The organism is Kitasatospora sp. NPDC093102 (genome assembly GCF_040683915.1).
Lineage (GTDB): Bacteria > Actinomycetota > Actinomycetes > Streptomycetales > Streptomycetaceae > Kitasatospora.
The window spans coordinates 106,778-130,003 of the sequence record NZ_JBFBFA010000001.1; the positions used below are offsets into that span (position 1 = coordinate 106,778).

General features: G+C 71.9%; 19 protein-coding genes. 13 read left to right on the top strand and 6 right to left on the bottom strand.

Annotated elements, in window-relative coordinates; translation table 11 throughout:
* Nucleotides 1-82 precede the first annotated feature (82 nt).
* On the top strand, nucleotides 83-862 hold the full coding sequence (locus tag AB0O11_RS00495) for an SURF1 family protein (RefSeq protein WP_363380141.1): 780 nt from the start codon (nucleotides 83-85) through the stop codon (nucleotides 860-862).
* A gap of 28 nt (nucleotides 863-890) precedes the next feature.
* Here AB0O11_RS00495 and AB0O11_RS00500 read toward each other — a convergent pair whose 3' ends face one another.
* The 4 genes from AB0O11_RS00500 to AB0O11_RS00515 all read right to left on the bottom strand — a co-directional run bounded on the left by AB0O11_RS00500 (nucleotide 891) and on the right by AB0O11_RS00515 (nucleotide 5,397).
* Nucleotides 891-1,496: a hypothetical protein gene (locus AB0O11_RS00500; RefSeq protein ID WP_363380143.1), complete on the bottom strand. Its 606-nt coding sequence runs from the start codon at nucleotides 1,494-1,496 to the stop codon at nucleotides 891-893.
* A complete protein-coding gene (locus tag AB0O11_RS00505) occupies nucleotides 1,493-3,349 on the bottom strand; it encodes a prolyl oligopeptidase family serine peptidase (protein ID WP_363380145.1) in 1,857 nt (618 codons plus the stop codon). The genes AB0O11_RS00500 and AB0O11_RS00505 overlap by 4 nt, the downstream gene beginning before the upstream one ends.
* A 130-nt stretch (nucleotides 3,350-3,479) precedes the next feature.
* Entirely contained in the window at nucleotides 3,480-4,907 is a 1,428-nt protein-coding gene (locus AB0O11_RS00510) for an MFS transporter (RefSeq protein ID WP_363380147.1), read from the bottom strand.
* 112 nt (nucleotides 4,908-5,019) lie between these two features.
* Nucleotides 5,020-5,397: a nuclear transport factor 2 family protein gene (locus AB0O11_RS00515; RefSeq protein WP_363380149.1), complete on the bottom strand. Its 378-nt coding sequence runs from the start codon at nucleotides 5,395-5,397 to the stop codon at nucleotides 5,020-5,022.
* 179 nt (nucleotides 5,398-5,576) lie between these two features.
* Between AB0O11_RS00515 and AB0O11_RS00520 the strand changes: the two genes are divergently transcribed.
* Entirely contained in the window at nucleotides 5,577-8,324 is a 2,748-nt protein-coding gene (locus AB0O11_RS00520) for an AAA family ATPase (RefSeq protein ID WP_363380152.1), read from the top strand.
* 51 nt (nucleotides 8,325-8,375) lie between these two features.
* On the opposite strand, the gene AB0O11_RS00525 is transcribed toward AB0O11_RS00520, so the two are convergent.
* Nucleotides 8,376-8,957, bottom strand: coding sequence for a response regulator transcription factor (locus AB0O11_RS00525; RefSeq protein ID WP_363380154.1), 582 nt, complete (start codon nucleotides 8,955-8,957; stop codon nucleotides 8,376-8,378).
* 812 nt (nucleotides 8,958-9,769) lie between these two features.
* Here AB0O11_RS00525 and AB0O11_RS00530 point away from each other — a divergent pair.
* From AB0O11_RS00530 to AB0O11_RS00540, 3 genes are all read left to right on the top strand, one after another.
* On the top strand, nucleotides 9,770-12,229 hold the full coding sequence (locus tag AB0O11_RS00530; RefSeq protein WP_363380156.1) for a hypothetical protein: 2,460 nt from the start codon (nucleotides 9,770-9,772) through the stop codon (nucleotides 12,227-12,229).
* A 200-nt stretch (nucleotides 12,230-12,429) separates the two neighbouring features.
* Nucleotides 12,430-13,911: a helix-turn-helix transcriptional regulator gene (locus tag AB0O11_RS00535; RefSeq protein WP_363380159.1), complete on the top strand. Its 1,482-nt coding sequence runs from the start codon at nucleotides 12,430-12,432 to the stop codon at nucleotides 13,909-13,911.
* A gap of 11 nt (nucleotides 13,912-13,922) precedes the next feature.
* Nucleotides 13,923-14,861, top strand: a complete 939-nt coding sequence (locus tag AB0O11_RS00540; protein ID WP_363380162.1) for an NAD-dependent epimerase/dehydratase family protein — start codon at nucleotides 13,923-13,925, stop codon at nucleotides 14,859-14,861.
* 1 nt (nucleotide 14,862) lies between these two features.
* Here AB0O11_RS00540 and AB0O11_RS00545 read toward each other — a convergent pair whose 3' ends face one another.
* Nucleotides 14,863-15,285: a GntR family transcriptional regulator gene (locus AB0O11_RS00545; protein ID WP_363380165.1), complete on the bottom strand. Its 423-nt coding sequence runs from the start codon at nucleotides 15,283-15,285 to the stop codon at nucleotides 14,863-14,865.
* 1,027 nt (nucleotides 15,286-16,312) lie between these two features.
* On the opposite strand from AB0O11_RS00545, the gene AB0O11_RS00550 reads away from it, so the two are divergent.
* The 8 genes from AB0O11_RS00550 to AB0O11_RS00585 all read left to right on the top strand — a co-directional run bounded on the left by AB0O11_RS00550 (nucleotide 16,313) and on the right by AB0O11_RS00585 (nucleotide 23,026).
* Nucleotides 16,313-16,579 (top strand): hypothetical protein, encoded by a 267-nt coding sequence (locus AB0O11_RS00550; protein WP_363380168.1) that lies wholly within the window; start codon nucleotides 16,313-16,315, stop codon nucleotides 16,577-16,579.
* Entirely contained in the window at nucleotides 16,579-16,959 is a 381-nt protein-coding gene (locus AB0O11_RS00555; protein ID WP_363380171.1) for a WhiB family transcriptional regulator, read from the top strand. Before AB0O11_RS00550 ends, AB0O11_RS00555 begins: the two co-directional genes overlap by 1 nt.
* A 73-nt stretch (nucleotides 16,960-17,032) precedes the next feature.
* Nucleotides 17,033-18,052, top strand: a complete 1,020-nt coding sequence (locus tag AB0O11_RS00560) for a DUF2637 domain-containing protein (RefSeq protein WP_363381239.1) — start codon at nucleotides 17,033-17,035, stop codon at nucleotides 18,050-18,052.
* On the top strand, nucleotides 18,049-18,423 hold the full coding sequence (locus tag AB0O11_RS00565) for a hypothetical protein (protein ID WP_363380173.1): 375 nt from the start codon (nucleotides 18,049-18,051) through the stop codon (nucleotides 18,421-18,423). The genes AB0O11_RS00560 and AB0O11_RS00565 overlap by 4 nt, the downstream gene beginning before the upstream one ends.
* The gene (locus AB0O11_RS00570) at nucleotides 18,420-18,794 is read left to right on the top strand and encodes an RRQRL motif-containing zinc-binding protein (RefSeq protein WP_363380174.1); all 375 of its coding nucleotides are present in this window, start codon (nucleotides 18,420-18,422) and stop codon (nucleotides 18,792-18,794) included. Before AB0O11_RS00565 ends, AB0O11_RS00570 begins: the two co-directional genes overlap by 4 nt.
* Before the next feature lie 17 nt (nucleotides 18,795-18,811).
* Nucleotides 18,812-19,063, top strand: a complete 252-nt coding sequence (locus AB0O11_RS00575) for a hypothetical protein (RefSeq protein ID WP_363380176.1) — start codon at nucleotides 18,812-18,814, stop codon at nucleotides 19,061-19,063.
* Between the two features lie 90 nt (nucleotides 19,064-19,153).
* Complete coding sequence (locus AB0O11_RS00580) at nucleotides 19,154-20,815, top strand: hypothetical protein (protein ID WP_363380179.1); 1,662 nt, start codon at nucleotides 19,154-19,156, stop codon at nucleotides 20,813-20,815.
* 93 nt (nucleotides 20,816-20,908) lie between these two features.
* Nucleotides 20,909-23,026: a hypothetical protein gene (locus tag AB0O11_RS00585; RefSeq protein WP_363380181.1), complete on the top strand. Its 2,118-nt coding sequence runs from the start codon at nucleotides 20,909-20,911 to the stop codon at nucleotides 23,024-23,026.
* The last annotated feature ends 200 nt before the right edge of the window (nucleotides 23,027-23,226 follow it).

Sequence of the window (23,226 nt, forward strand, 5' to 3'; positions counted from 1 at the left end):
CCGAGGGGCGCAGCGGGCCGCAGGCCGCCGGGACCGGGGCCCGGGGGACCGGGCAGGTGTGAGGAGTGGTTACCGTGGGGGTGTGTACCGGTTCCTCCTGACTCCGCGCTGGCTCGGCGGCACCGTCGTGGCCGTGGCGGCCGTGGCGGTGTGCCTGTGGCTGGGCTCCTGGCAGCTCGGCCGGTTCGAGGACCGGGTGTCCACGCACCAGGAGACCAAACAGGCGGTCACTGCTTCGAGTGACGCCCGGCCGATCGACGCGCTGCTCAACCAGGCGACCCCGCAGGTGAGCACGGAGACCGTCGGCAAGACCGTCACGGTGACCGGCAGCTACGACACCGAGCACCAACTGCTCGTCCCCAACCGGACGGTGGACGGCAAGCAGGGCTACTACGTGCTCACCCCGCTGCGCACCGCCGACGGACACGCCGTCGCCGTGGTGCGCGGCTGGGCGGCCGGGGACCCGGTCGCCGCCGGGTCGCCGCCGGACGGACAGGTGACCGTGACCGGGCGCCTCCAGGCCAACGAGGCCGTGGGCAGCAACGGCGCGGTGGCGGGCGGCCTGCCCGCCGGGCAGCTCGGCATGATCAACCGGGCATCGCTGCTGAACGTGCTGGAGTACGACGGCTGGTACGACGGCTGGGTGGCCGCCGACGATGCGCCCGCCGGACTGGCCCCCGTGCCGACCGTGCAGCCGCAGGGCGGGGACGGGCTCACCCTGCGCGCGTTCCAGAACCTGGGCTACACCCTGGAGTGGTTCGTCTTCGCGGGGTTCGTGGTCTTCATGTGGTACCGCCTGGTGCGCCGTGAGGCGGAGGCGGAGCAGGACCGGGCCCTCGGGCTGGACCCGGTCCTGGACTGACCGGCGGCGTCGCTGGTCCGACCCCGTCTCAGCGCTTGGTCGGCAGGGCCGGTGCCGGTGTCGGCTTGACCGCCGGCGGGGGCGGTGTCGGAGTCGGCGTCGGGAGCAGCGGCAGGGTCGGGGACGACGAGCCGGTGGGCAGCGGCGTCGGGTCGCTGTGGCAGTGGCTGTTGCCGTTGCCGTCGCCGCTGCCGTTGTGGTCGTCGGAGTCGTAGTGGTCGATGTGGTGGTGCACGGTGCGACCGGTCTTCGACCCCTTGGAGCCCTTCGAGCCCGAGGAACCGCTGGAACCCTTCGACCCCTTGGCGAGCGTGACGGTGCCGTCCTGGTCGGTCGGCTCGTACGCCGCCAGGAGGACGGCCGTGCCCGCGCCCCCACTGTCGGCCGCGTCCCCGCTGTCGGCCGCGCTCCCCGTGCCCGGTGCGCTCGCCTTGGTCGCGGTGGCGAGCGGCGTCGCGCCGGTGGCGGGCACGGCCGGCACGGCGGAGCCCGTGGGGACGACGGCCGAGGAGCTCGGCGTCGGCGGGGCGGCCGGGGGAGGGCAGGAGGCCGCGTTCTGCTGCGAGCCCGAGCAGCCGGTGAGCACCAGGGCCCCGACCGCCGCCGCCCCCGCGAGCATCAGCAGGCGTCTCACGCCGTTCCCCCGTCTCCGGTGCGCTCGGCCGTGCCCAGGTGCCGCCGGACGAAGTCGATCTCCAGCCGCAGCTGCCTGATCCGCTCCTCCACCACCAGCGACCCGTGCCCGGCGTCGTAGCGGTACACCTCGTGCGGCTTGCCGAGCTGCTCCAGCCGCTCGACGTAGTTCTCGATCTGCCGGATCGGGCAGCGCGGGTCGTTGACGCCGGCGCTGATGTACACCGGCACCCGCACCTGCTCGACGTAGGTCAGCGGCGAAGAGGCGGTGAAGCGCTCCGGGACCTCCTCCGGGGTGCCGCCGAAGAGCGTCCGGTCCAGCGACTTGAGCGCCTCCATCTCGTCGGCGTACGCGGTGTGGTAGTCCGCGACCGGCACGGCGGCGACGCCGAGGGCCCAGCTGTCGGGCTGGACGCCGAGGCCGAGCAGGGTCAGGTAGCCGCCCCAGCTGCCGCCGGCGAGCACCAGCCGGGCCGGGTCGGCGAGGCCGCTGTCGATCGCCCAGGCCCGGACCGCCGCGATGTCCTCCAGCTCGATCAGGCCGACCCGCTCGTGCAGCGCGTCCGTCCAGGCCTGGCCGTAGCCGGTCGAGCCGCGGTAGTTGACCCGGACCACCGCGAAGCCGTGGTCCAGCCAGGCGGCCGGCCCGGCGGCGAAGGAGTCGCTGTCGTGGTGGGTCGGGCCGCCGTGGATCTCGAACACGGTCGGGTACGGGCCCTGCGCGGGCGTCGCCGGCCGCTGCACCAGGGCGTGCACCCGTCCGCCGGGCCCGTCCACCCAGACGTCCTCGACCGGCACCGAACCGGGCGGCACCGCGCCGGGCGCCCGCAGCACGACCGTCCCGGCGGTGGAGCGGACGGCGGAGGGCTCGGCGGCGGAGGACCACAGGTACTCGACGGTGCCGTCCGGACGGGCGGTGGCGCCGCCGACGGTGCCGCGCGGGGTGTCCAGGCGGGTCAGCCGGCCCTCGGCGAGCGCGTACGAGAACACTTCGCTGCGCGCCTCGTACTCGTGCTCCACCAGCAGTTCCCCGGCGCCGGGGCGCCACTGTGCGGAGACGTCGCCGGGCAGCTCGCGGCCCTGCTCGTCGCGCAGCGGGAGGGCGGTCTCGGTGCCGGTGGCGACGTCCCAGATCATCGGCTCCCAGCGGCCGGTGCGCTGGTGGGCGACCAGCAGGCGGGTGTCGCCCTCGACCGGGGCGAAGCCCAGACAGGCGACGCCGCGGGGCTCGTCCCGGCCGGTGACCTCGTCCAGCTCGGCGACGGTCTCGACGCCGCCGTCCCCGTCGATGCGCACCACGCGGATCGCGGAGTGCATCGCGTCGCCGTGCTCGGTGTGGTCGATGGCGAGCAGCGTGCTGTCGTGGCTGAGGTCGCCGATGCCGCCGTACTCCTCGTGCCGGTAGATCTCGACCGGCACGGCGCTGCCGGGGCGGCGCAGGTGCAGGGTGGTGCCGTCCTCGTCGGTGGAGCGCCCGACGACCACGGTGCCGTCGCGGCCGAGGGCCAGACCGGCCGAGTAGGAGGGCGCGAGGCCGGGCACGGCCTCCTCGTCGGGGCCTCCGGCGAAGGGCTGGCGGCGCCAGACACCGAACTCGTCGCCGTCGTGGTCGTCGAACCACCAGACCCAGTCGCCGTCGGGGGACAGCTCGGCGTCGGTGGTGCCGTTCGGGCGGTCGGTGACCCGACGGTGGGCGCCGGTGGCGCGGTCCCAGGCGTAGACCTCGTAGGTGCCGGTCGCGTTGGACACGTACAGCGCCCGGTCGGGGGCGTCCTCGGCCCAGTCGGGCAACGACACCCGGGCCGCCCTGAACCGCTGCTCCCATGCCGGTACGGCGCTCTTCTCCTCGCTCATCCGACCATCCAACCCGATCCGGGGGAGGGAAGGGAACGGGCGGGTGGGCTCGGGCCCACCCGCCCTGTGCGCCGGGGTGTTGCCGGGGGCGTGGCGGGGGTACGGCCCGGCCGCCGGGAGCACGTCGGGATCAGCCCTTGCGCGGTGCCCCGTGCGGCAGGAACCGGACCAGGCCCACGAGCACCAGCTCCAGCACCGCCAGGGCGAGGACGCTGCGGCCGAAGGCGGCGGTCGGGTCGCCGGCGCCGTAGTAGACCAGGCCGATCAGCGCGATCCCGAGCGCCCCGCCGACCTGCTGCACGGTGGACACCACCCCGGCCGCGGAGCCGGCCAGCCGCGGCTCGGCGCCGGCCAGCGTCACCGAGGTCACCGGGGCGATCACCAGGCCCATGCCGAGGCCGTCCACGAACAGCCCGGGCGCCAGCCACCGGACGCTGCCGTCCGAGGCGTCGTACGCGGTGAGGGCCAGCAGGCCGAGACCGAGGGCCATCAGCAGCCCGCCGAGCGCGATCGTGCGGCGGTCGCCCAGGCGGGCGGTGACGCGGTGGGTGGTGTTGGAGGTGATCAGGTAGCCGAGGCCGATCGCGGTGAAGACCAGTCCGGCGCCGAGCGCGTCCAGGCCGCGGCCGAACTGGAGGTGCAGGGCGAGCACCAGGAAGAAGGAGCCCTGGCCGAGCCAGAAGGCGAGTTGGGCGAGCAGGCCGGCGCTGAAGGCACGGCTGCGGAAGAGCCGGGTGTCGACCAGCGGGGTGGTTGCGGTGGCGGAGGTGGCGCGGTGCTGGTGCACGGCGAACACGGCCAGCAGGGCGACCGAGGCGCCCAGGCAGAGCCCGGTCCACAGCGGCCAGTCCAGCTGGGGGCCCTGGATCAGCGGAAGCACCAGGCCGGTCAGCGCGGTGGTGACCAGCAGCACGCCGACCGGGTCCAGACCGGGCCGCTGCGGGGCGCGGGACTCCGGCAGGCTGCGGCGGACCAGCAGGAGGGCGGCCAGGCCGATCGGCAGGTTGATCAGGAAGCAGCTGCGCCAGCCGAGGCCGAAGAGGTCCGCGCGGATCAGCAGCCCGCCGATCAGCTGGCCGAACACCGCGCCGATGCCCATGGTCAGCCCGTACCGGGCGAACGCCCGCGCCTGCGCGGCGCCGTTGAACGCGGTCCGCAGGATCGCCAGCACCTGCGGACCCATCAGCGCCGCCGCCAGGCCCTGCGCCACCCGGGCGCCGACCAGCGCGGCTGCCGTGGGGGCGAGGCCGCACGCGGCGGAGGCGAGGGTGAACAGGGCCAGGCCGAGCCCGAACACCCGGCGGCGGCCGTAGCAGTCGCCGAGGCGGCCGGCGGTGACCAGGCCGGCCGCGAGGGCCAGGCTGAAGCCGGCCATCACCCACTGGACGGCGGCCGGGCCGGCGCCGAGGTCGCCCTGGAGGGAGGGGAGGGCGACGTTGACGACGAAGATGTCGAGGGCGGTCATGAAGGTGGCGGTCAGGACGACCGGCAGCAGTCCCCTGGGGACCGCCGTCGGGGCGGCCGGGGCGGGCCGCCGGGTGTTCAGGGCGGTGCTCATCTCGGGCTCTCCTCAAGGGGGACGGATGGCCGGTGTCAGGGGCGGTGCCAGGGGGCCGGGGGCGGGACGCGGTGGGGAGCGGCCCGCCCCTCGGGTGGTCGGTGGCGGCGGCTCAGGCGCCCGGCACGCGGTCGAGGAAGCCGTACACCGCGCCGATCCGGCCGTCCGGGGTGGCCGTCAGCACGTCGAAGCCGATCACCACCGGCTCCGCGCCGGCCGGGCCGAGGTTCCAGGTGAAGCGGGCGATGTCGTGGTGCGCGTCGACCGGGCCGAGGGTGAACTCCAGCCCCGGGAACTGGGCCTGGGCGGCGCCGAGCAGCGCGTCGATCGCGTCCCGGCCGGTGACGGCGGCCAGCGGGTCGGTGTAGCGGCCGTCCTCGGCCCACACCTCGTCGATCAGCTTGCGGCGGGCCGCCGGGTCGGTCTCGTTCCACGCCGCGAGGTAGCGCTCGGCGAGCTGCTGGAGGGCGGCGGTGGTGATCTCGGTCATCGTCATCTCCGGTGTTCCGGTGGGTGGTTGGCCGGGTCGTTCCCGGTGCTCACCAAGGTATGGACGGCCGGCCGGCGGCGAATCCGTCACGTATGGGCATGGCAGTACGTACCTGCCGCAGGGGTGTACCGGTGCCGTGGTCAGCGGCGGTTCGCGGCCCGGATGGGTAGGGTCGGGGCATGCTGTACGGGAGGGAAAGCGAACAGGCCGCCGTGGACGGGCTGTTGGGCGCGGCGCGGGCCGGCCGCAGCGAGGTGCTGCTGCTCCGGGGTGAGGCCGGCATCGGCAAGACCGCGCTGCTGGACGACGCCGTCGCGCGGGCGGGGGAGGCGTTCCGGGTGATCCGGGCGGCCGGTGTCGAGTACGAGGCCGAGCTGCCGTACGCCGGACTGACCCTGCTGCTCGCGCCCGGCCTGGACCGGCTGGGCGCTCTGCCTGGGCCGCAGCGGCGCGCGCTGGAGGCGGCGTTCGGGCTCTCCGACGACGGCCGGGCCGCCGGCGAAGGGCGCGCCGACCGGCTGCTGGTCGGGCTCGCCACACTCGGGCTGCTCGCCGAACTCGCGGCCGACCAGCCGCTGTTGTGCGTCGTGGACGACGTGCAGTGGCTGGACCGGGCCTCACTGGACGCGCTGCTGCTGGCCGCCCGGCGGCTCCAGGCCGAGGGGGTGGCCCTGCTGCTCGCCGCCCGCACCGGCGGCGCGACCGGGGTCGGAGGCGGCTCGGCGGAGCGCCCGCTGGGCCTGCCCGAACGGCAGGTGGCCGGCCTGTCCGAGGCCGACGCCACCCGGCTGCTGACCCGGCGGGTCGGCCCCGACCTGCCCGCCGCCGTCCGCGACCGGCTGCTCGCCGACGCGGCCGGCAACCCGCTCGCGCTCACCGAACTCCCGGTCGCCGTCGGACCGCAGACGCCGGCGTCGGGCGGCCTGCCGCTCACCAGCCGGCTGCTGATCGCCTTCCACGGCCAGGTCACCGGCCTGCCCGCGGCCACCCAGACGCTGCTGCTGGTCGCCGCAGCCGAGGAGAGCGGGGCGCTGGACGTCGTCCTGCCCGCCGCGGCCGCCCTCGGCGTCACCGCCGAGCACCTCACGCCCGCCGAGGAGTCCGGACTGGTGGCGGTCACGGCCGACCGCCGGATCGCCTTCCGGCACCCGCTGCTGCGCTCCGCGATCCTCCAGCGGGCACCGCACCACCAGAAGGTGACAGTCCACCAGGCCGTCGCCCGGGCGCTGCCCGACGGCGACCGCCGCACCTGGCACCTCGCCCTGGCCGCCACCGCCCCCGACGCAGTCCTCGCCGACGCGCTGGAACGCACCGCCGTTCGCGCCGAGCGCCGAGGCGGCCACGGCGGCGCCGCCGCGTACGAGCGCGCCGCCAGGCTCACCCCGGACCGCGACAGCGCCACCCGCCGGCTCGTCCTGGCCGCCGAATCCGCCACCGAGGAAGGCGAGTTGGACCGCGCCGAGGCGCTCGCCGACGAGGCCGCCGGCCGTACCGACAACGTCCTGGCGCACGCCCTGCTCGACCAGGTCCGGGCCGCCGCGCACTTCTGGCGCGGCGCGTACCCGACCGCCCACCGGCTGCTGCTCGACGCCGCCGGCACCGACATCGACCCGACGTACGCCGCCCGGATGCTGCTCCAGGCCTTCCACGCCGCCTGGTACGCGGGGGAGGAGCCGGTGGCCGCCGTCCTGGACCGCCTGGCTGTCCTGCCGCTCCCCGACGACGACCCCCTCGCCCCGCTCGCCCGCCACCTGCCCGCGGCCGTCCTGCCCGCGCTCGGCCGGCCCGCCGGGCCGCTGCCGCCCGTCCGGGAGGCCGCCGCGGCCGCCCGCCGGGCCGGGGCCGGGAGCCCCGTCGACCTGATCCAGCTGTGCGGCGCCACCCTGGTCCTCGGGCGCGACGAGGAAACCGTCGAACTCGCCGCCGAACTGGTCGCCGAGGCCCGCGCCAAGGGCACCGTCGGCGTGATGCCCACCCTGCAGTTCTTCCTGGCCGAGGCCGAACTCTTCCACGGCCGGCACCGCGACGCCGAACTCACCGCCACCGAGGGGCTCGGCCTCGCCCGGGACACCGGCCAGCACCAGTGGGTCAGCCAACTCACCGCACTGCTCGCCTACCTGGCCGCACTCGACGGCCGAACCGACCGCTGCACCGAACTCGCCGCCACCGCCCTCGCCACCACCGGGCCGCAGACCGCCGCCCCCGCGGCCGGCCTGGCCTGGGTCCAGTGGGCGCTCGCCCTGCTCGACCTCGGCCAGGGCCGCGCCGGCGACGCCGCCGACCGGCTGCACACCCTCACCACCGGCCCGCACCGGCACCACATCAGCGCCACCCGGGCCGTCCCCGACCTGGTCGAGGCCGCCGTCCGCCTCGGCACCCCCGAACGCGCCGCCGAACCCTACGAGCGCTTCGCCCGCTGGGCGGCCGCCGCCGACCGCCCCTGGGCCGAGGCACTCCGCCTGCGCTGCCAGGCCCTGCTCGGCCCCGACGAACTCGCCGAGACCGCCTACCGCGCCGCCCTCACCCGGCACGCAACGGCCCACCGCCCCTTCGAACAGGCCCGCACCGCGCTCCTCTACGGCGAATGGCTGCGCCGCACCCGCCGCCGCACCGACGCCCGCCCCCACCTGCGCGCCGCCCTGGAGACCTTCGACCGCCTCGCCGCCCACCCCTGGGCCGCCCGCGCCCGCACCGAACTCTCCGCCACCGGCACCCCGGCCCCCACCCCGGCCGCCCCCGCCGGCACCCCGCAGTCCCCCCTCACCCCCCAGGAACTCCAGATCGCCCGCCTCGCCGCCCAGGGCCTCACCAACCGCGACATCGCCGCCCGGCTCTTCCTCAGCCCCCGCACCGTCGCCCACCACCTCTACAAGGCCTACCCCAAGCTCAACATCACCTCCCGCACCGAACTGACCACCGTCCTCTGAGGCGGCGGCCGACGCGGCGGTTCTCCGGCCGCTGAGCCCGGCTGCGCCCGGTCACCGCTCCGGCAGGCCGCGTTCGAGGGCGGTGGCGTCGGCGCGGGTGCGGTCGTCGGCGCCGAGTTCGGCGGAGAGCCGCAGCAGGTGGGTCTTCACGGTGGCTTCGGTGATGACCAGCCGTCGGCCGATCTCCATGGTGGAGAGGCCGTCGGCGGCGGCGCTCGGCACCTCCGTCTCCCGGGCGGTCAGGGTGACGGGGGCGGGGCGCCGCATGCGGGCGACTGGGCGCCCGGTGACTCTCGGAGCCAGGACGGTCTCGCCCCTGGAGGCGGAGTGGATGGCGTCGACGAGTTGCTCGCGGGTGGTGTCCTTGAGCAGGGAGCCGATGGCTCCGGCCTCGACCGCGCGCTCGATCTCCTTGCCGGTGTCGTACGTGGTCAGGACCAGCGCGCGGGTCGCCGACCGGGTGGCGGCGATCGCGGCGGTGGCGCTCGCCCCGTCGAGGACCGGCATCCTGAGGCCGAGCAGCGCCGGGCGGGGCCGTAGGCGTCCGACGAGTTCCACGGCCTCGCGGCCGTCGCCGCCCCCGCCGACGACGGTGGGCTCCGAGGCGAGCAGGGCGACGAGGCCGGCGCGCATGACGGATCCCGGCGCCGGACCGGCTGAGGCTCGGTCACCCGGCCGGTCACGCACAACGACAGAGGGCCTGCCGGATTTCTCCGGCAGGCCCTCTGCACTGGGTCGGGGTGGCGGGATTTGAACCCACGGCCTCTTCGTCCCGAATGAGGTCCGGGGTGAATGGCTACCTGCGCTGCAGCGTGAACTTGCAGGTCAGAGCGTTGGGTTCCGTTGGTTACGGCAGCCCTGGTGGAGGCTTAGCCGCAGCGTCTTCTCCCAAGGCTCTCCCCAGGAGGCGGCCACCGAGGGACTGGCTGGTGATGTACGCCGCACCAACCAGGCAGGCGCACGACAGCATTCACAGTCAGACCTATGGGCACGAGCAAGTCGGCCTCGGTGAGGTGTGTGCTGTTCCGGCGGAGCCTCACCTCCTGGGCGCGGGCTCATCTCCCCCACCCTCTTCTGAAATGACCCGACCCCGCTTCGACAAGGCCAACACGAGCATCCGAAGGACCACTTGGGCGGCGTTACGCCTGTACGGACGCCGGGACCACACCGCAGGGAGGACTACGCCTACGACCACGATGACGCCCATGAGCGTCAGGATGAGGAGCAACGCGACGGCCGAAGCCGGCATCTGCCCGAGCACAGTCAAAGCAACCTCCAGGTTCTGTGTACCTCTGCGCAACTGATCTGCGCTGAGCCAGACTGTGGAGGTACGCAGAAGGGCTCTGGAGCCGCTAGTCACAAAACGGCAGGTCAGACGCCCACAAGAACCATCCGGAGACGGATGCCGGACGGATGCCGGACAGGCAGCGGCAGGGAGAGCGCTGGTGGACTCCAGGGGCGCCATCGAACGGTTCACAGAGGAGCTGGGAGGCCTTTACACAGCGGCAGGAAGACCACCACTGGACTCGGTGATCAGGAGAGCCGCGAAGGCGCCCTCTGCAACGCGCCTTAATACTTCCTCTGTCAACGAGTGGATCAACGGAAAGTCAGTTCCTGCTCGACAGCGAGAACTTGCCATTCTGGTGCGAGTCCTGGACTTTTGGAACAGCCCCGGCGAGGCAGCCTGGGAAAAGGCTTCCAGAACTGGGAGGGAAGCGCACTTTGAGCGCCTTCGCCTCGCCGCGCGATCCGAGAAGAGATCGAAGCGAGGCGGTGCCGTTCCAGCAGGCGGAACAACGCCGCTGAGTATGGCCCTGGAAAATCCTTATACCCTGGAAGTGCATAAACCGATCGTAATTGACGGAGCCCCTGCAGGCTTGCCTGCATATATGGCACGCGCGCACGATAGCGTCCTCCGCTCCGCCCTGCTCGGCAAAAATCCACAACTAATTGTTCTTGTCGGAGGATCCTCAACGGGAAAGACGCGGGCCGCATACGAGGCCATCAGGGAATTGCCTCAAGGGTGGAGCTTTTATCACCCCATCGCACCCAGCAAGCCGGAAGCACTTCTCTCTTTTCTGGACGGTGAGGCGGGTCCCGAAAAGACAGTAGTCTGGCTGAATGAGCTTCAAGACTATCTCTTCCCGTCTGTTGTGGGAGAGCGCGTCGCCGCGTCTCTTCGCGTCGCGCTTTCTCGAAAATCTGAAACCCTTTTCATCGGGACCATGTGGCCAATTTATTGGCGGAGAGTCATGGCCCGAGCATCGTCGGCAGAGGATTGCTTTAGTCAATCTCGCGCGCTGCTTTCTGGCATGGCGCACAGGATTGACATTACTCCAGATTTTCCCAGTTCCATGCTAGAGGAGTATGCGCGCGTAGATGGAAGGATAAGGAGTGCAGCGGAGCTCTCGAATGGAAGAGTAACCCAGTATCTTGCAGCCGGCCCCGCCCTGCTTGAGTTCTTCAAAGACTCCCGTGAAATTTCGCCGACTGCATGGGCAGTGCTTAGCGCGGCCATGGACTGGTCGGCAATGAACGGATCGAACACGGCAACCCCAGAATTCCTGCGCAGCGCCGCGCCTGGATATCTCACGGAAGAGGAGTGGGGCGCCGCAGAAGAGGCATGGTTCAGTCAGGCCACTGATCTACTAGGGGAGCAGCTCAGGGGCGCTACCTCGCCTCTTGCGCGCCTGAGATCGCAGGGAAGGACTAGTGGGGAATTCACATACAAGCTGGCTGATTACCTAATCCAGCATGCCCAGCAAGAGCGCAAGCGCTGCCCGGCTCCGGAAAGCTATTGGAGTGCGGTGGGCAGGCTGAGTGGTGACCCAAGTGTGTCGTATTACATCATTTGGGCCGCCGAAGATCGCGGAAAGGATGCGCTGGCAGCAGGACTCTGGGAGCCCCTTGCCGCATGTGGCGACCCTGTAGCGATCACAAGCTTGCTCAAGAACCCGGCAGCCGACCCGAGAGTGGTGCGCGAGCTACTAGATCAGGCACTAGAAGAGCTCGACTACTCGAACCCTGAAGCTATCGGGTTCATGATTTGCCAGCTTCAAGAAGTTGCCGATCACGAAGAGCTGATAGGTAAGCTGGCCAGGTTCATTAGTCAGTGTGTTCCCTCTTGGGAGGCTGGACCCTCTTTCGAGTGTGCGGTAATCCTGGAGACGCTGGGCGATTGGGGGTTTCATGATGCGGTTTCGGAGTTTTCTGCAACATTGGCAGAAGAGTGGGTGTATTCCGATTCGGAGGACTCAAGCAGCGTGCTATATCTCATCGAGACTCTAGCTTGCGCTAAGAGCAAGCGAGCGCTTGATTCGAGTATCGTCATCGCACAAAGATTTCTCGCCTACGAGAAAAGAAGCATCGGGGATCTGGCGTTCCTGGGCGCCGTGGTGAGGGACCTGGATAGTCAGCTTTTCGAGGATGTGCTGCAGAGGATTCGGGCCCAGGCTGGCGAGGTCGACGTGCGGGACCTCCTAAGCTTGAGACCGCTAACCGAGAATTTGATGAGCGTTGGGCTAGAGTACCTTGCACTCGATCTTCTGAAAAAGGCTGCTGTCGCAGTGGCTGATCTGGTGATTGACAGCTCGTATGCACCGCTAGAAATGATCAGCTCTTTCCGTGAGGCAGGACTCTCAGAGGCCGCCGAAAGTCTTTCCGGGAGATTTTCGCGAGAATATGACCCTCAAATCTCCGGCGCGGCGGGACATGTGATAGCCGAATTTAAGGAAGTGGCCAGCCCGGAGCACTACAGGGTCTACTGTCGCAGAATGGCGGAGAATGGCCCTCTTCTACCTCTCGGGGACGCTGAACAACTTATGGCGTCCTTGCGAGAGGTGGACGGGCTGGCCGATATTTATCTGGCGCGAGTGGATGAATTCCTTGCGATGGAAAGAAAATGAGAAGACGCGCTAAGATTCCGTTCGTGCGGGTGTAATTTATCGCAGCTATTTTTGGCGGATCTTCGAAGGGGAGATGCCTCATGGCAATTTCAGCTACGGCGCCCGCAGTCTGCGCTCGTTGTGGCGCCCGCCTCAGCCGCGGGAACAGCGACACAGTGTGCAGCCCGTGCCGCCGTACGATCGGGCCGGCCGCCGCAGTCATGCAGGCCACCCCGGCGGCCAAGCCAGTCAGCTGGCTCTCGGCCCCGGCCGAGCGCACCGCGCCGCCGGACGGGTCGAACCTCGGTGACGTCCTGAAGGCCTACCGCGTACTCCACAAGCTGAAGCAGCAGGATCTCGCCGACCTGCTGGGCTACGACCAGTCGTACGTCTCGCTGCTGGAGCGCGGGAAGCGCGTGATCAAGGACATGGACGAGCTTCGGCGTCTGGCTCAGGTGTTGGGGCTGCCTGAGGACGAGTTGGGCTTGTTGCCGACCGTCGAGCCGACCGTCGTCTCGGCCGCCAGCGGCGAGACCGGTCCGCAGGACGCCGCCGAAGAACAGCGCCGTTGGCGGATGATCCGCCGGGACCTGAACCGGCACCGGAGCGAACTCACCAGCGCCGCCGCCCGGCTGTACCCGAACGCGGCCCGTGCGGGGAACAGCCCGGTGCTTACGACGGCCGGTTGGATGTGGCCGGAGCCTTTGGACTTCGGCGACATCAACCTCACGTGGCTGCCGCATACGGCGCCGCCGGAGATCGTCGGCGCCGAGCCTGAGTCCGAGGGCGTCCGGCCCTTGGCCGCGACCGGCGGGCGATTCGCCCGGTACTCGCAGGCGATCCGCATGGTCGACCGGCCGTCGCTGTTCGTGAACCGGCCGAGCTTCCGGCTGCTCGACGTCGCCCAGGTCGACGGCCGGCCCAAGCTGTCGTTCGGCTACACGACCTACTTCGACATGGCGGATGTCTGCGAGGGGGTAGCCCACGAGCTAGCGGGCGCATGGCTGGCGACGGGCAGTGACCCGGCATGGATCGGAGAGCCGGACTGGGAGTCGCTCCCGTTCCGCAGGCTGGTCGGTGACCCGTTCGACCTCGGCCACCGGCCACTGCTGCCGTCCATCGACACCCTGACCATCCGGCTTGCTGCGGACGGCACGGCGTCGTTCCCGCTGCACCACCGGGCGGCGAGCAACGTGGCGCTGGCTGGCGGGACTTACCACATCATGCCCGCCGGGGTGTTTCAGCCGTCCTCGGTGATGCCGTGGGACCAGTCGAACGACTTCGACCTCTGGCGCAACGTGCTCCGCGAGTACGCGGAGGAGTTCCTGGGCGACCCGGAGGCCGACGGCAGCAGTGGCGAGCCCATCGACTACGACGGGGTCGAGCCGTTCCGGACGCTCAACGAAGCCCGGCGCGCGGGCAAGGTCCGGCCGTACTGCTTCGGGATCGGCTTGGACCCGCTCACGCTCGCGGGCGAGATCCTCAGCGTTGTGGTCATCGAGGCTGACGTCTACGACACGGTGTTCTCCGGCATGGTCTCCCGCAACACCGAGGGCAGCGTCATCGCTGGTAAGGGCAATGCCGGGGGGATCGACTTCACCGAGGCCAACATTCGCCATCTGCTGGAGAATGAACCGCTCGCGTCTGCCGCCGCCGCGTGCCTCGACCTGGCGTGGCAGCATCGCGGACTGATCCTGAACTGAGGAGGAACTCCGTGCGTGTACTCGTGACGGGTGCCTTCGGCTTCGTCGGCAATGCGGTTGTCCGACGACTCGCTGAGGCGGGCCACGAGGTAGTTGCCCTGACCCATCGGCCCTCGGGCGCCTCGCTCCCCGAGTTGCCGGTGGCCGAGGTGGTCCACGGCGACATCCGCGATGAGCAAGCCGTTGCATCAGCCGTGCAAGGCGTGCACGCCGTCTGCCACCTCGCCGCGCTCACGCGGGTGCGCGAGTCCTTCGAGATGCCGGACGAGTACCACGACGTAAACGTGAACGGCACCGCAGCCCTGCTGGCCGCGTTGCCCGGTCGAGCGGCCACGGAGCGCCCCGTGGTTGTGCTCGGTTCGACGGCCGCGATCTACGGTGCCCCTGAGCAGCAGCCCATTGGCGAGGACGTCGTGCCTGCTCCGAGCAACCCGTACGGTGCCTCGAAGCTCGCCGCAGACGAGCTGCTCAAGCGTGAAGGCGAACGCGGCACCGTACGGGCGGTGAGCCTGCGGTGCTTCAACATCGCAGGATCGGTGGGCGGGGTGGCGGACTCCGACGAGTCCCGGATCATCCCGAAGGCACTCGCCGTGGCGGTCGGCCGCTACCCGCACCTGGAGATGAACGGCGACGGGAGCGCTGTCCGGGACTTCGTTCACGTGGACGACCTCGCCCGCGCGTATGTTCTGGCGGTGCACGCTGGGGACTTCGCGTACCGGGCATACAACGTGGGCGCGACTCCGGCGAGCATGCGCGAGATCGTCGGGGCTGTGGAGCAGGTGACTGGGCGGCCCGTGCCGGTAGTCCACCGCCCGCCCCAGCCGGAACCCCCTCGGCTGGTCGCCGACCTCACCCGGATCACAACGGAGTTCGGGTGGAAGCCCGAGCGGTCTGGACTACACGACCTGATCCGAGACGGGTGGGCGGCGACCAGCCGCGACGACCTCTGACCTACTCCGCCAAGCGGTTCTTCACGCTGTCGGGAAGCGCATCGACCGCATCCTGCCAGCGCTGGAGAGCCGCTTCGGCATCTGCGGTCCCGCCTCCGGCGTGGGCCAACTCACGAAGGGCCTGTTCGATGGCCTGTCCGGCCTGCAAGGCCGGCACGGCCCAGTCGGCGGCCCCTCGGGAATGCTCTGCAAGGCGCGGCGGGAACTGGACAAACACTCCCTTCCCTTGATGTCCGACCACGTAGCCCTCGGCGCGAAGCAGCGAGACGGAAGCCTTCACGACGGTGCTCGACACGCCGTGGTCGTCCATCAGCTTCCGCGTTGACGACAGTGCGGAGCCTGCGGCCAGCTTGCCGCTGCGGATCTGTTCCCGCAGGTCATCGGCTAGCTGGAGATAGGCCGGCTCGCCTTGGAACTCGGTCACCAGTGATCCTCCAGTCGACGTCTCGCACTTAGTGCACCAGTGTGCCGCAGGCCCGAGGCGGCGAAGCGCTTGCCAACTTGGCGCACTAAGTGCACCATGTTCATTGTGAGGGCAACGCCTCGGCGGAAAGCCTCATATGACAGGCCGTCATTGGTCTGGCGCTGTGCGCCGGAGCAGGCTTGTTGCAGCAGGACAGGCCCGCAAGAAGTGGGGCCACTGCGAACACCATCAGCTCTTGGGGCCCTTCTTTGGGCTGCCCTGAGCTGGGCAAATGCGACCGACGGCTGTCGGGGGAAGGCGGCTTCGCCGCACGCCCTACGGACTGGTCGGCATCGCGGTTCCTTGAGAACTGAAGATCGATCGTGCGGGACCGACGCGAGGGCGGCGGTCACGGTAGGCGCCTAGGTTGAGAAACCGGGGGCGAACCGCCGTGATGAACGAAGCCCTCCCCCTACGCAGTGGCATGCCACCCCTCCGGGGGTGTGGGGCCGAACGGGACGCTGACCAGGCCGATTCGTACGGCTGGATGGCGCCCCGGGAGTACAGCGGAGTCCCAACGCACGTGGCGGGATGAGACAGACCGCCCCCGTGGTGACCGGGTGATGTTGCCGGCGGCAGCGAGCCACGCAGCACCCCGATCGGGGAGTGCGCCGCCCTGTGGTGCTGAGCAGAGACGCAGCACCGGACCAGGCCCGAGAGACCTGACGCCCGTAGGACGGGCACCCCCCCAAGCCACCAGCCCCCACCGGGGCTTCGACCTGAGGAGGGCGCGCCCATGGGCATGCCCCAGAGCTGTATCCGGCCCCGCCGCTGACCAGCGGGCGGGGCTCACCGCTTCCGATCGCGTTACCAGCGATCACGGTCCCCGGCGCGCGCCGGCCGCCCTCGCGGCGGCGGGTTCGCGTCGGGGTCCGCGGCTGCTCGTGAACGACGAGAAGCCGAGCCCGCGAAGTCGGGCCGCCGCGCTCCGGCCAAGGAACGCGCGGCGGCCCTGCGGGCTCACCCCCTATCTGGACGAGGTGAACCCATGAAACTCATTGTTGCAGGCCAGGAGGCCGCGACCCCCGAGGAGTTCGCGGAACTCGCGTTCGGTACCGGCGCCGACTTCGGCTTCGGTGTCGACACCGAGCTGTTTGACGGCAGCGCCGACACCACCGACGAGGACCGGATCGTGCGGCTCGACGTCGCCCGGGCGGTCCTGCGGGACCTGGACGGGCCGGCGGCCCGGTTTGCGTCCGCGCTGATGCGTACGGCCGAACGCCGCCGGGTGCTGACCTGGAAGGCGGCGGCGTGATGGCCCAGCCCCGCACCCTGACCACGAACGCGACCCGCACCCCGCACCTGGCCGCCCGCCCGGCGGCCACCGTGCTCGCCGAGTACCGCCCGGACGGCGACGGCGACCTGCGCGGCGCCGCCTGTGCCGGCGCCGACACCAACCTCTTCTACCCGGACCCCGAGGAGATCGGGGCCGAGGCGGCCGAGTGGGCCGGGCGCCGCGCCAAGATGATCTGCGCTGGCTGCCCGGTCCGCACGATGTGCCTGGAGCTGGCCCTGGAGCGGCGCGAGAAGCACGGCGTCTTCGGTGGGCTGAACGCCGCCGAGCGGTGGAGCGTGAGCGAGCGCCGCCGCAAGCTCGCCGCCCGCGAGCGTCGCGCGGCCGGGGGTGCTCACTGATGAACGCCCCGATGCTCACCGCGTTCACGACGCGCTCACCGCGCACCCGGCGGTGGTCGCGGTGAAGCTGCGGATGAGCCCGGACCAGATCCGCTCGGCGGAGCGCGCGCTGAACGTGGGCACGTGGACGATCACGCTCGGCGCGGTCCTCTACAGCATGCTCACGGTGACCCCGCTGATGTCCGGGCACAGCCCGGACGGCTGGGAGTGGACGGCGCCGATCCTGCCGCTGGTCGTGGACGCGGCGGTGGTGATCGTGGTACGCCTGGACAGCACGCTCGCCCGCCTCGGCGGCGACGGCGGCCGGTGGCCGGTCGTGCTGCGCTGGATGACCGGCGCCATGACAGTGCTGCTCAACGTGGGTCAGTCCGCCCTGGACCACGACAAGGTCGGAGTGGCGGTCCACGCGGTGGCGCCGCTGCTGCTGATCGTCACGGCGGAGACCTCGCTCGCCTACCGGCGGGCGATCGCCGCCGCGCTGGCCGCCCGTGAGGCCCGTGAGCGCGATGAGCGGGCCGAGCGCGAGCGCCGAGCCGAGGAACGCCGCCGGCAGGAACGCGAAGACCGGCTGGCCGAGTACGACCGAGCTCAGCGGGCCGAGCGTGAGCGCCGTGAGCACGACGAGCGGATGATCCGCGAGCAGCGTGAGCACGAGCAGCAGATGGCCCGTGAGGAACGCGAGGAGCGGACCCGCCGCGAGGCCGCTGTCCGCGAGGGACAGCAGCGCCGGGTGGACGCCGAGCGGCGTGAGCGTGAGCGCCGTGAGCGCGAGGTGAGCGAGCGTGAGCGCCGTGAGCGTGAGCGTGAGCAGAACGCCGAGCGTGAGGTCGAGCGGCTGCGGCAGGAACTCCTTGCCGCGCCGGCCGTGGACGAGCGTCTGCCCGAGGACGAGGCCCGGCTGAAGATCCAGACCTGCGTGAAGCTCACCATCCCGCAGCGCCGGGCGGTCGACCTGACCGGCTGGTCCGTCGGCTGGGTCGCCGCCCGCTACCAGGAACTGCGCGGCTCCCAGCCGGAGTGGCCCACCCTGCACGCCGTCCCCGTCACCACCGAAGAGACCACCGCCCCCCGCGTCGAGGAGCAGGCATCGTGACCACCACCACCGACACCACCAGGACCGGCACCCAGATCAACGCCGTCGGTTCCCTGCTCGCGCTCTTCACCGCGCACCCCGACCTGCCCGCGTCGAGGATCACCAGCGAGCGCGTCGTCACCGACGAGCGCGACGCCTCGGGCGACCTGGTCCTCACCGAGGGCCTGACCCTCGCCTTCCACCACCGCGACACCGCCCTCGCCGACTTCGAGCAGTGGCGCCAGCGCCTCGGCCTCGACCCGGCCGGCGTCGGCCTCGCCACGACGGGCAGCTTTGCCTGGCTCAGCGTCACCACCACCTACGCCGGCACGCCGATCAGGCTGGTCGGCTACTTTGAGCTGCCCGAGGCTGCCAGGGACGGCAAGCGGTGAGCCGCCCTCGACACTGGGACCCCGACGGGGCCCGCCACGGCGGCACGCCCACCTACCCGTGGCGCATGGCGCCGCTTGGCCTCTTCACCCGCAGCCAGCTCCGCGCCAAGGGGCTTCGACCCGGCGGACAGGACGTCGCCGCGCAGGTCATGTGGCGCTCCCGCTACGGCGGCACCCGCGCCGCCTACCTCTACCGCCTCGCACTGGCCAAGCCCGTACGGCCGATGACCCCCGCCCGGGCCACTGCCCTGGCCAAGGCCAACGCCGCCCGCCGCACCTGCCCCGCCTGCGGCACGGATGCCGGCTACGCCCTGCCCGCGCACCTCGGCACCTGCCTGACCTGCGCCGACCACACCCCACTCGCCGCCTGACCAGGAACGGAGTCCCCATGCCCGACACCACCGCCGGCGCCATCCCGGCCGCCGAGCCCACGCACACCTGGCTGATCACCTTGCAGTACCCGCTCGGCAACGGCGGTTTCGCCGTCACCAGCCGCCACGGCAGCTCGACCTTCGCGCCGGGAAGCTCCCGCGAGCGGGCCTATGTCGCCATCCGGGTCTGGCTCGCGCGGTACGAGCCCGAGCTGGCCGAGTGCAACGCGCACCTTGTGTTCTTCTCGCTGGAGCCCTACCGGCTCTGACCAGCCGTAACGGCCCGGAACCGCCGACAGCTCGCCAGCACGGCGGCGGTTCCGGGCCTCCCGTCCTCGCAGAGAACCGGAGTGCCCATCATGTCCGAACCGGCCGCCTCGACGCTGGTCGAGGTCGTCCCCGCACCCCAGAACCAGCCACCCCCCGATCCGAAGCCCAAGCCCGAACCGAAGCCCGCGCCTCAGGGCGCGGTGCCGGGTGTCCCGCTGGCGGTGGCCGTCGCCAACGCCCTCGGGGCCGCCGGTGCTGGGGCCGCATCGCTCGGCGGAGGAGCCGTTGCCGTGGTCGGTGCCGCCGCCGGTGCCGCTGCCCTCGGCAGCCTGGCCCGCAAGGCCCGCAACCGACACACCTCCAACCCCCGCCCCTCCGCCCGCATGGCCGCCGCCCATCGTGCGGGCGGGGCCGGTGGCCTCTTCACCCCGCCCGCCCGCGCCGCCGACGCCAACTCTGCTTCGCCGCAGAGCCGTTCGGCGACCTCTCCCGCTGCCGCCCGCCGGTCCGGCCCTGGTTCGGCCGGTAGCCGGGGCTCGGCCGGTGTTCCCGCCCACCACACCGCAGACCCGAAGGGACGGCCCGGCATGCAGCGAACGGCCGGAACCATGCACCACGCCGCCCACCGCGCCGGGGCCGTCGGCGCGCCCGGGCAGGCCGAACGTCCCGCTGCGGCCGGCCGGAGCACGGGCACCGGGTACCGGCCGCCCGCGATCGTGCACACCCTGGCCAAGGCCGCCTCCCGTCTGCCGGGCCTCCAGGACCCGGCCCCCGCCGGGCAGGCCGCACGGCGTGCCCAGCGCCGGGACGAGCGCCTCGCCAAGGTCGCCGAGCGCACCGCCCGCCGGGTCGCGAAGGGCCAGGCCAAGGCCCTCCAGGCGGCCGGGATCGACCCGGCCACCGGCGCCGGCGCCCACCCGAAGAGCCCGGCCGCCGCTCGCGGGCAGGTCAACCCGGTGCAGGCCAAGGCGTTGAAGCGTTCGGCGATGCGCCACCGGGCCCGGATGGGCGGTGCTGCGGTCGCGGCCGGCCTGGTCGGCCTCGGCTCCGCGCTGGTCGGCAACTGGCGCCACAAGGGCAAGGTCAGCGGCCACATGCGGCGCATGTGGCGGCGCATGACCGAACGTGCCCGCGTCGTCCGTGACGCCCGCGACGCCGCGATCCTCGGCCACGGCGACCCCACCTCCGACCCCGCCACCGGGGCGGCGGGTGTGCCGGTCCCGGCCGAGACCGTCAACATCCCCGGCCGCCCCGCCTCGACCACGCCCGGCACCGGTCCGGAGGGCGCCAAGCCCGCCCCCGGCCGTCAGGAGCCCGGCGAGAGCACGACCACCACGCCCATCACCCTCGGCAAGCCCACCGTGAAGGAGACCGCCACCGTGACCACGCCCTCCGACAGCACCACCGCCGGCCCGTTCAGCCTCACCGCCGCCGCCGAGGAACTCCTCACCGCCGCGACCACCTTCGACCCCGAGACCATGCTGGACTTCCTCAGGCTCGCCGATGAGCTGCCCATCGCCTTCGGCACCCTCCAGGAGGTCCTGCGGGTCCTCGCCGAGAAGGGCGCCGAGGAACTGCCGCTGGACCCGACGGTGGTCGAGGAGATCAGCCAGGGTTACCAGGCCATGCACGGCGTCATCGACGCCCTGGAAGAGGTCGCCCCGACCTTCCGGCAGGTCCACGAGGCCGAGCTGGCCCGCTACGACAACCCGCGCAACGGCCTGGAGGCCGAGCGGAAGTGGAACGTCTGACCCACCGTCGCATCCCCAGCACCCACACCCCTCGCCGGGCCGTCCACACCCTGTGGACGGCCCGGCCCCCTTTCCCGGCTGGAGACCGCCACCATGACCAAGAACACCAAGAACCACGGCCCGCGCCTGGACTGGAGCGCCGGGCACGGCCTGCTGTCGGGCACCCTGAACGGCACCCTCGGCGCGCTGTCGACCACCGCGCTCGGCCACGCCACCGGCATGCCCGCCGGATGGGCGCTGGCCGCCGGCGCCGCCGGAGCGCTCGGCACCCTCGGCGCCGGCCTGCGCCGCAAGCTCACCGCCGCCACGCTCGCGTTCCGGGGCACGTGCTGGATGGCCGCGGGCGGCTGGTCATCGTGGGCGCTTGCCCACGGCGGCCCCTGGCAGTGGCCCGAGCTCGGGTCGCTGGCCGTCGCCGGGATCGCCGCCGGCACCCTCGGTGCCGCGTTCGCCGCGCACGAGGAGGTCGAGCAGGCCAAGCGCGCCCACCTGCTGCTGATCGGCGCCCGCCGCCAGCTCGCCGCCGACTGGACCGACCGCATCCGCCGGGTCTGCAACGTCGAGGTGACCGTCCTCGGCATCGAGCACTGGTCCTCCGGCGCCGGCTACACCCTCGAACTCGAACTGCCCGAGGGCGGCACCACCCGCCGCGCCATCGCCGAGCGCGCCGAAGGCCTCGGCTCCGACCTCGACCTGCCCGACGGCTGCGGCCTCCAGGTCATGCCCGGCATCTCCCGCCGCCGCGTCCTCATCCAGGTCACCACCAAAGTCCTCACCGACCAACTCCTCTTCCCCATCGAGGAGATCGAGGAGACCACCACGGTCAACAACCCGATCCCGGTCGCGCTGCTGTCCGACGGAGCGCGGGCGGAGATGGACCTGCGGCAGGCCTCCACGATCGTCACCGGCCCCACCGGCACCGGCAAGACCAACTGGCTGCACTCGCTGATCGCCCGGCTGAACCAGACCAACGACGTGCTGGTGTGGGTGATCGACCTCAACGGCGGCTCCATCGGCCTGCCGTGGCTCAACGCCTGGCGCGACGCGCAGATCGGCCGCGAGGGCTCGCGCTGGGCCGGTGCCGATATTCCCGTCCCGGGCGTGGACTGGGTCGCCTCCACGATCGAGGAGGCCAAGCGCATGCTCGCCGCCGCCGTGCGGATCGCCAAGTCCCGCAAGGTCGCCTACCAGGACGCGATGCGCGACGCCAACGACGACAAGCTCCCGGTGTCCCCGAAGATCCCGGAGATCGTCCTCATCATGGACGAGGGCGCCGAGGCCGCCGCCACCCGCGAAGCCCGCCAGATCATCGCCGGGGTCTCCGAAGTCGTGCGCATCGCCCGCGCCATGGCGATCCGCGCCGTGCTCTCCGTCCTGCGCGTCACCCAGGACGTCCTGCCCGACCCGCTCGTGCGCAAGATGGCCTCCAACCGCCTCGCCACCGGCGCCCTGGAGGACTCCGAACTCGGCCACCTGTTCGGCTGGCGGGCCCTGCGCGCCGAGGACTCGTTCTCCGGGCCCGGGTCGGTGCTGGTCGGCACCGAGGGCAAGCAGCCCGCCAAGGCCCGCCAGCCGCGCATCACCCCCGACATGATCGAGGAGATCAGCGCGCTCACCGCCCACCGCCGCCCCGCCCTCGACACCCCCTCCCTCGAAGCGGCCGGCACCGACTACACCGACCGCTGGACCATGGACCGCTGCGGCCACCTCTGGGCCGGCACCGAACCCGTCACCGCCGGCGCCACCCCGGCCGCGACGAGCAGCACGTCCGGCCCGGCGCCCACCGGCCCGGCCGCCGGCGCCGCTCCGGCTGGCGGGTGGAAGGCCACCGCCGGATGGGACACGCCCCCGGCCGACCCGGACGACGAGCTGGAGTCGATCTGGCTGCTGCCCTCCGCCACCAAGGACCCCGCCCCGGACGGCGTCGACTGGGCCGACCCGTCCACCTGGACCACCGGCCGCGAGGACAAGACGCCGGAGCCCGGCGCGCGCGAGGCCGCACTCATGCTCCTGATCACGGCCGGGCCCGAGGGCACCGGCGCCAGCGCCATGGAGAAGATCCTCAAGCCCGAGTTCGGGACCACCCGGCCGACCATCGCCGGGTGGCTCAAGACGTGGGCCGAGAGCGGCGAAGTGGTGCGCGTCGGAGAGGGCAGCAAGGCCCGCTACGTCCACCGCCAGCACCTGCCCGAGCCGCCCGCCGACGCCTGACCGAATCGGCCTGTCTGTCGCCTGTAGCGCCCTCCCCGGAAGGGGGGTCCGGCGCGGGCCGAACACCTGTCATCCCCCCTGTGACCTGCGGGACTACAGGCTACAGACAGGCGACAGGCAACAGGCGACAGACAGGCTCACGCAACAGGCACGCAACAGGCTCCACGGCCCGCCCCGGCGCCCCGCGGGCGGGCCGTTCC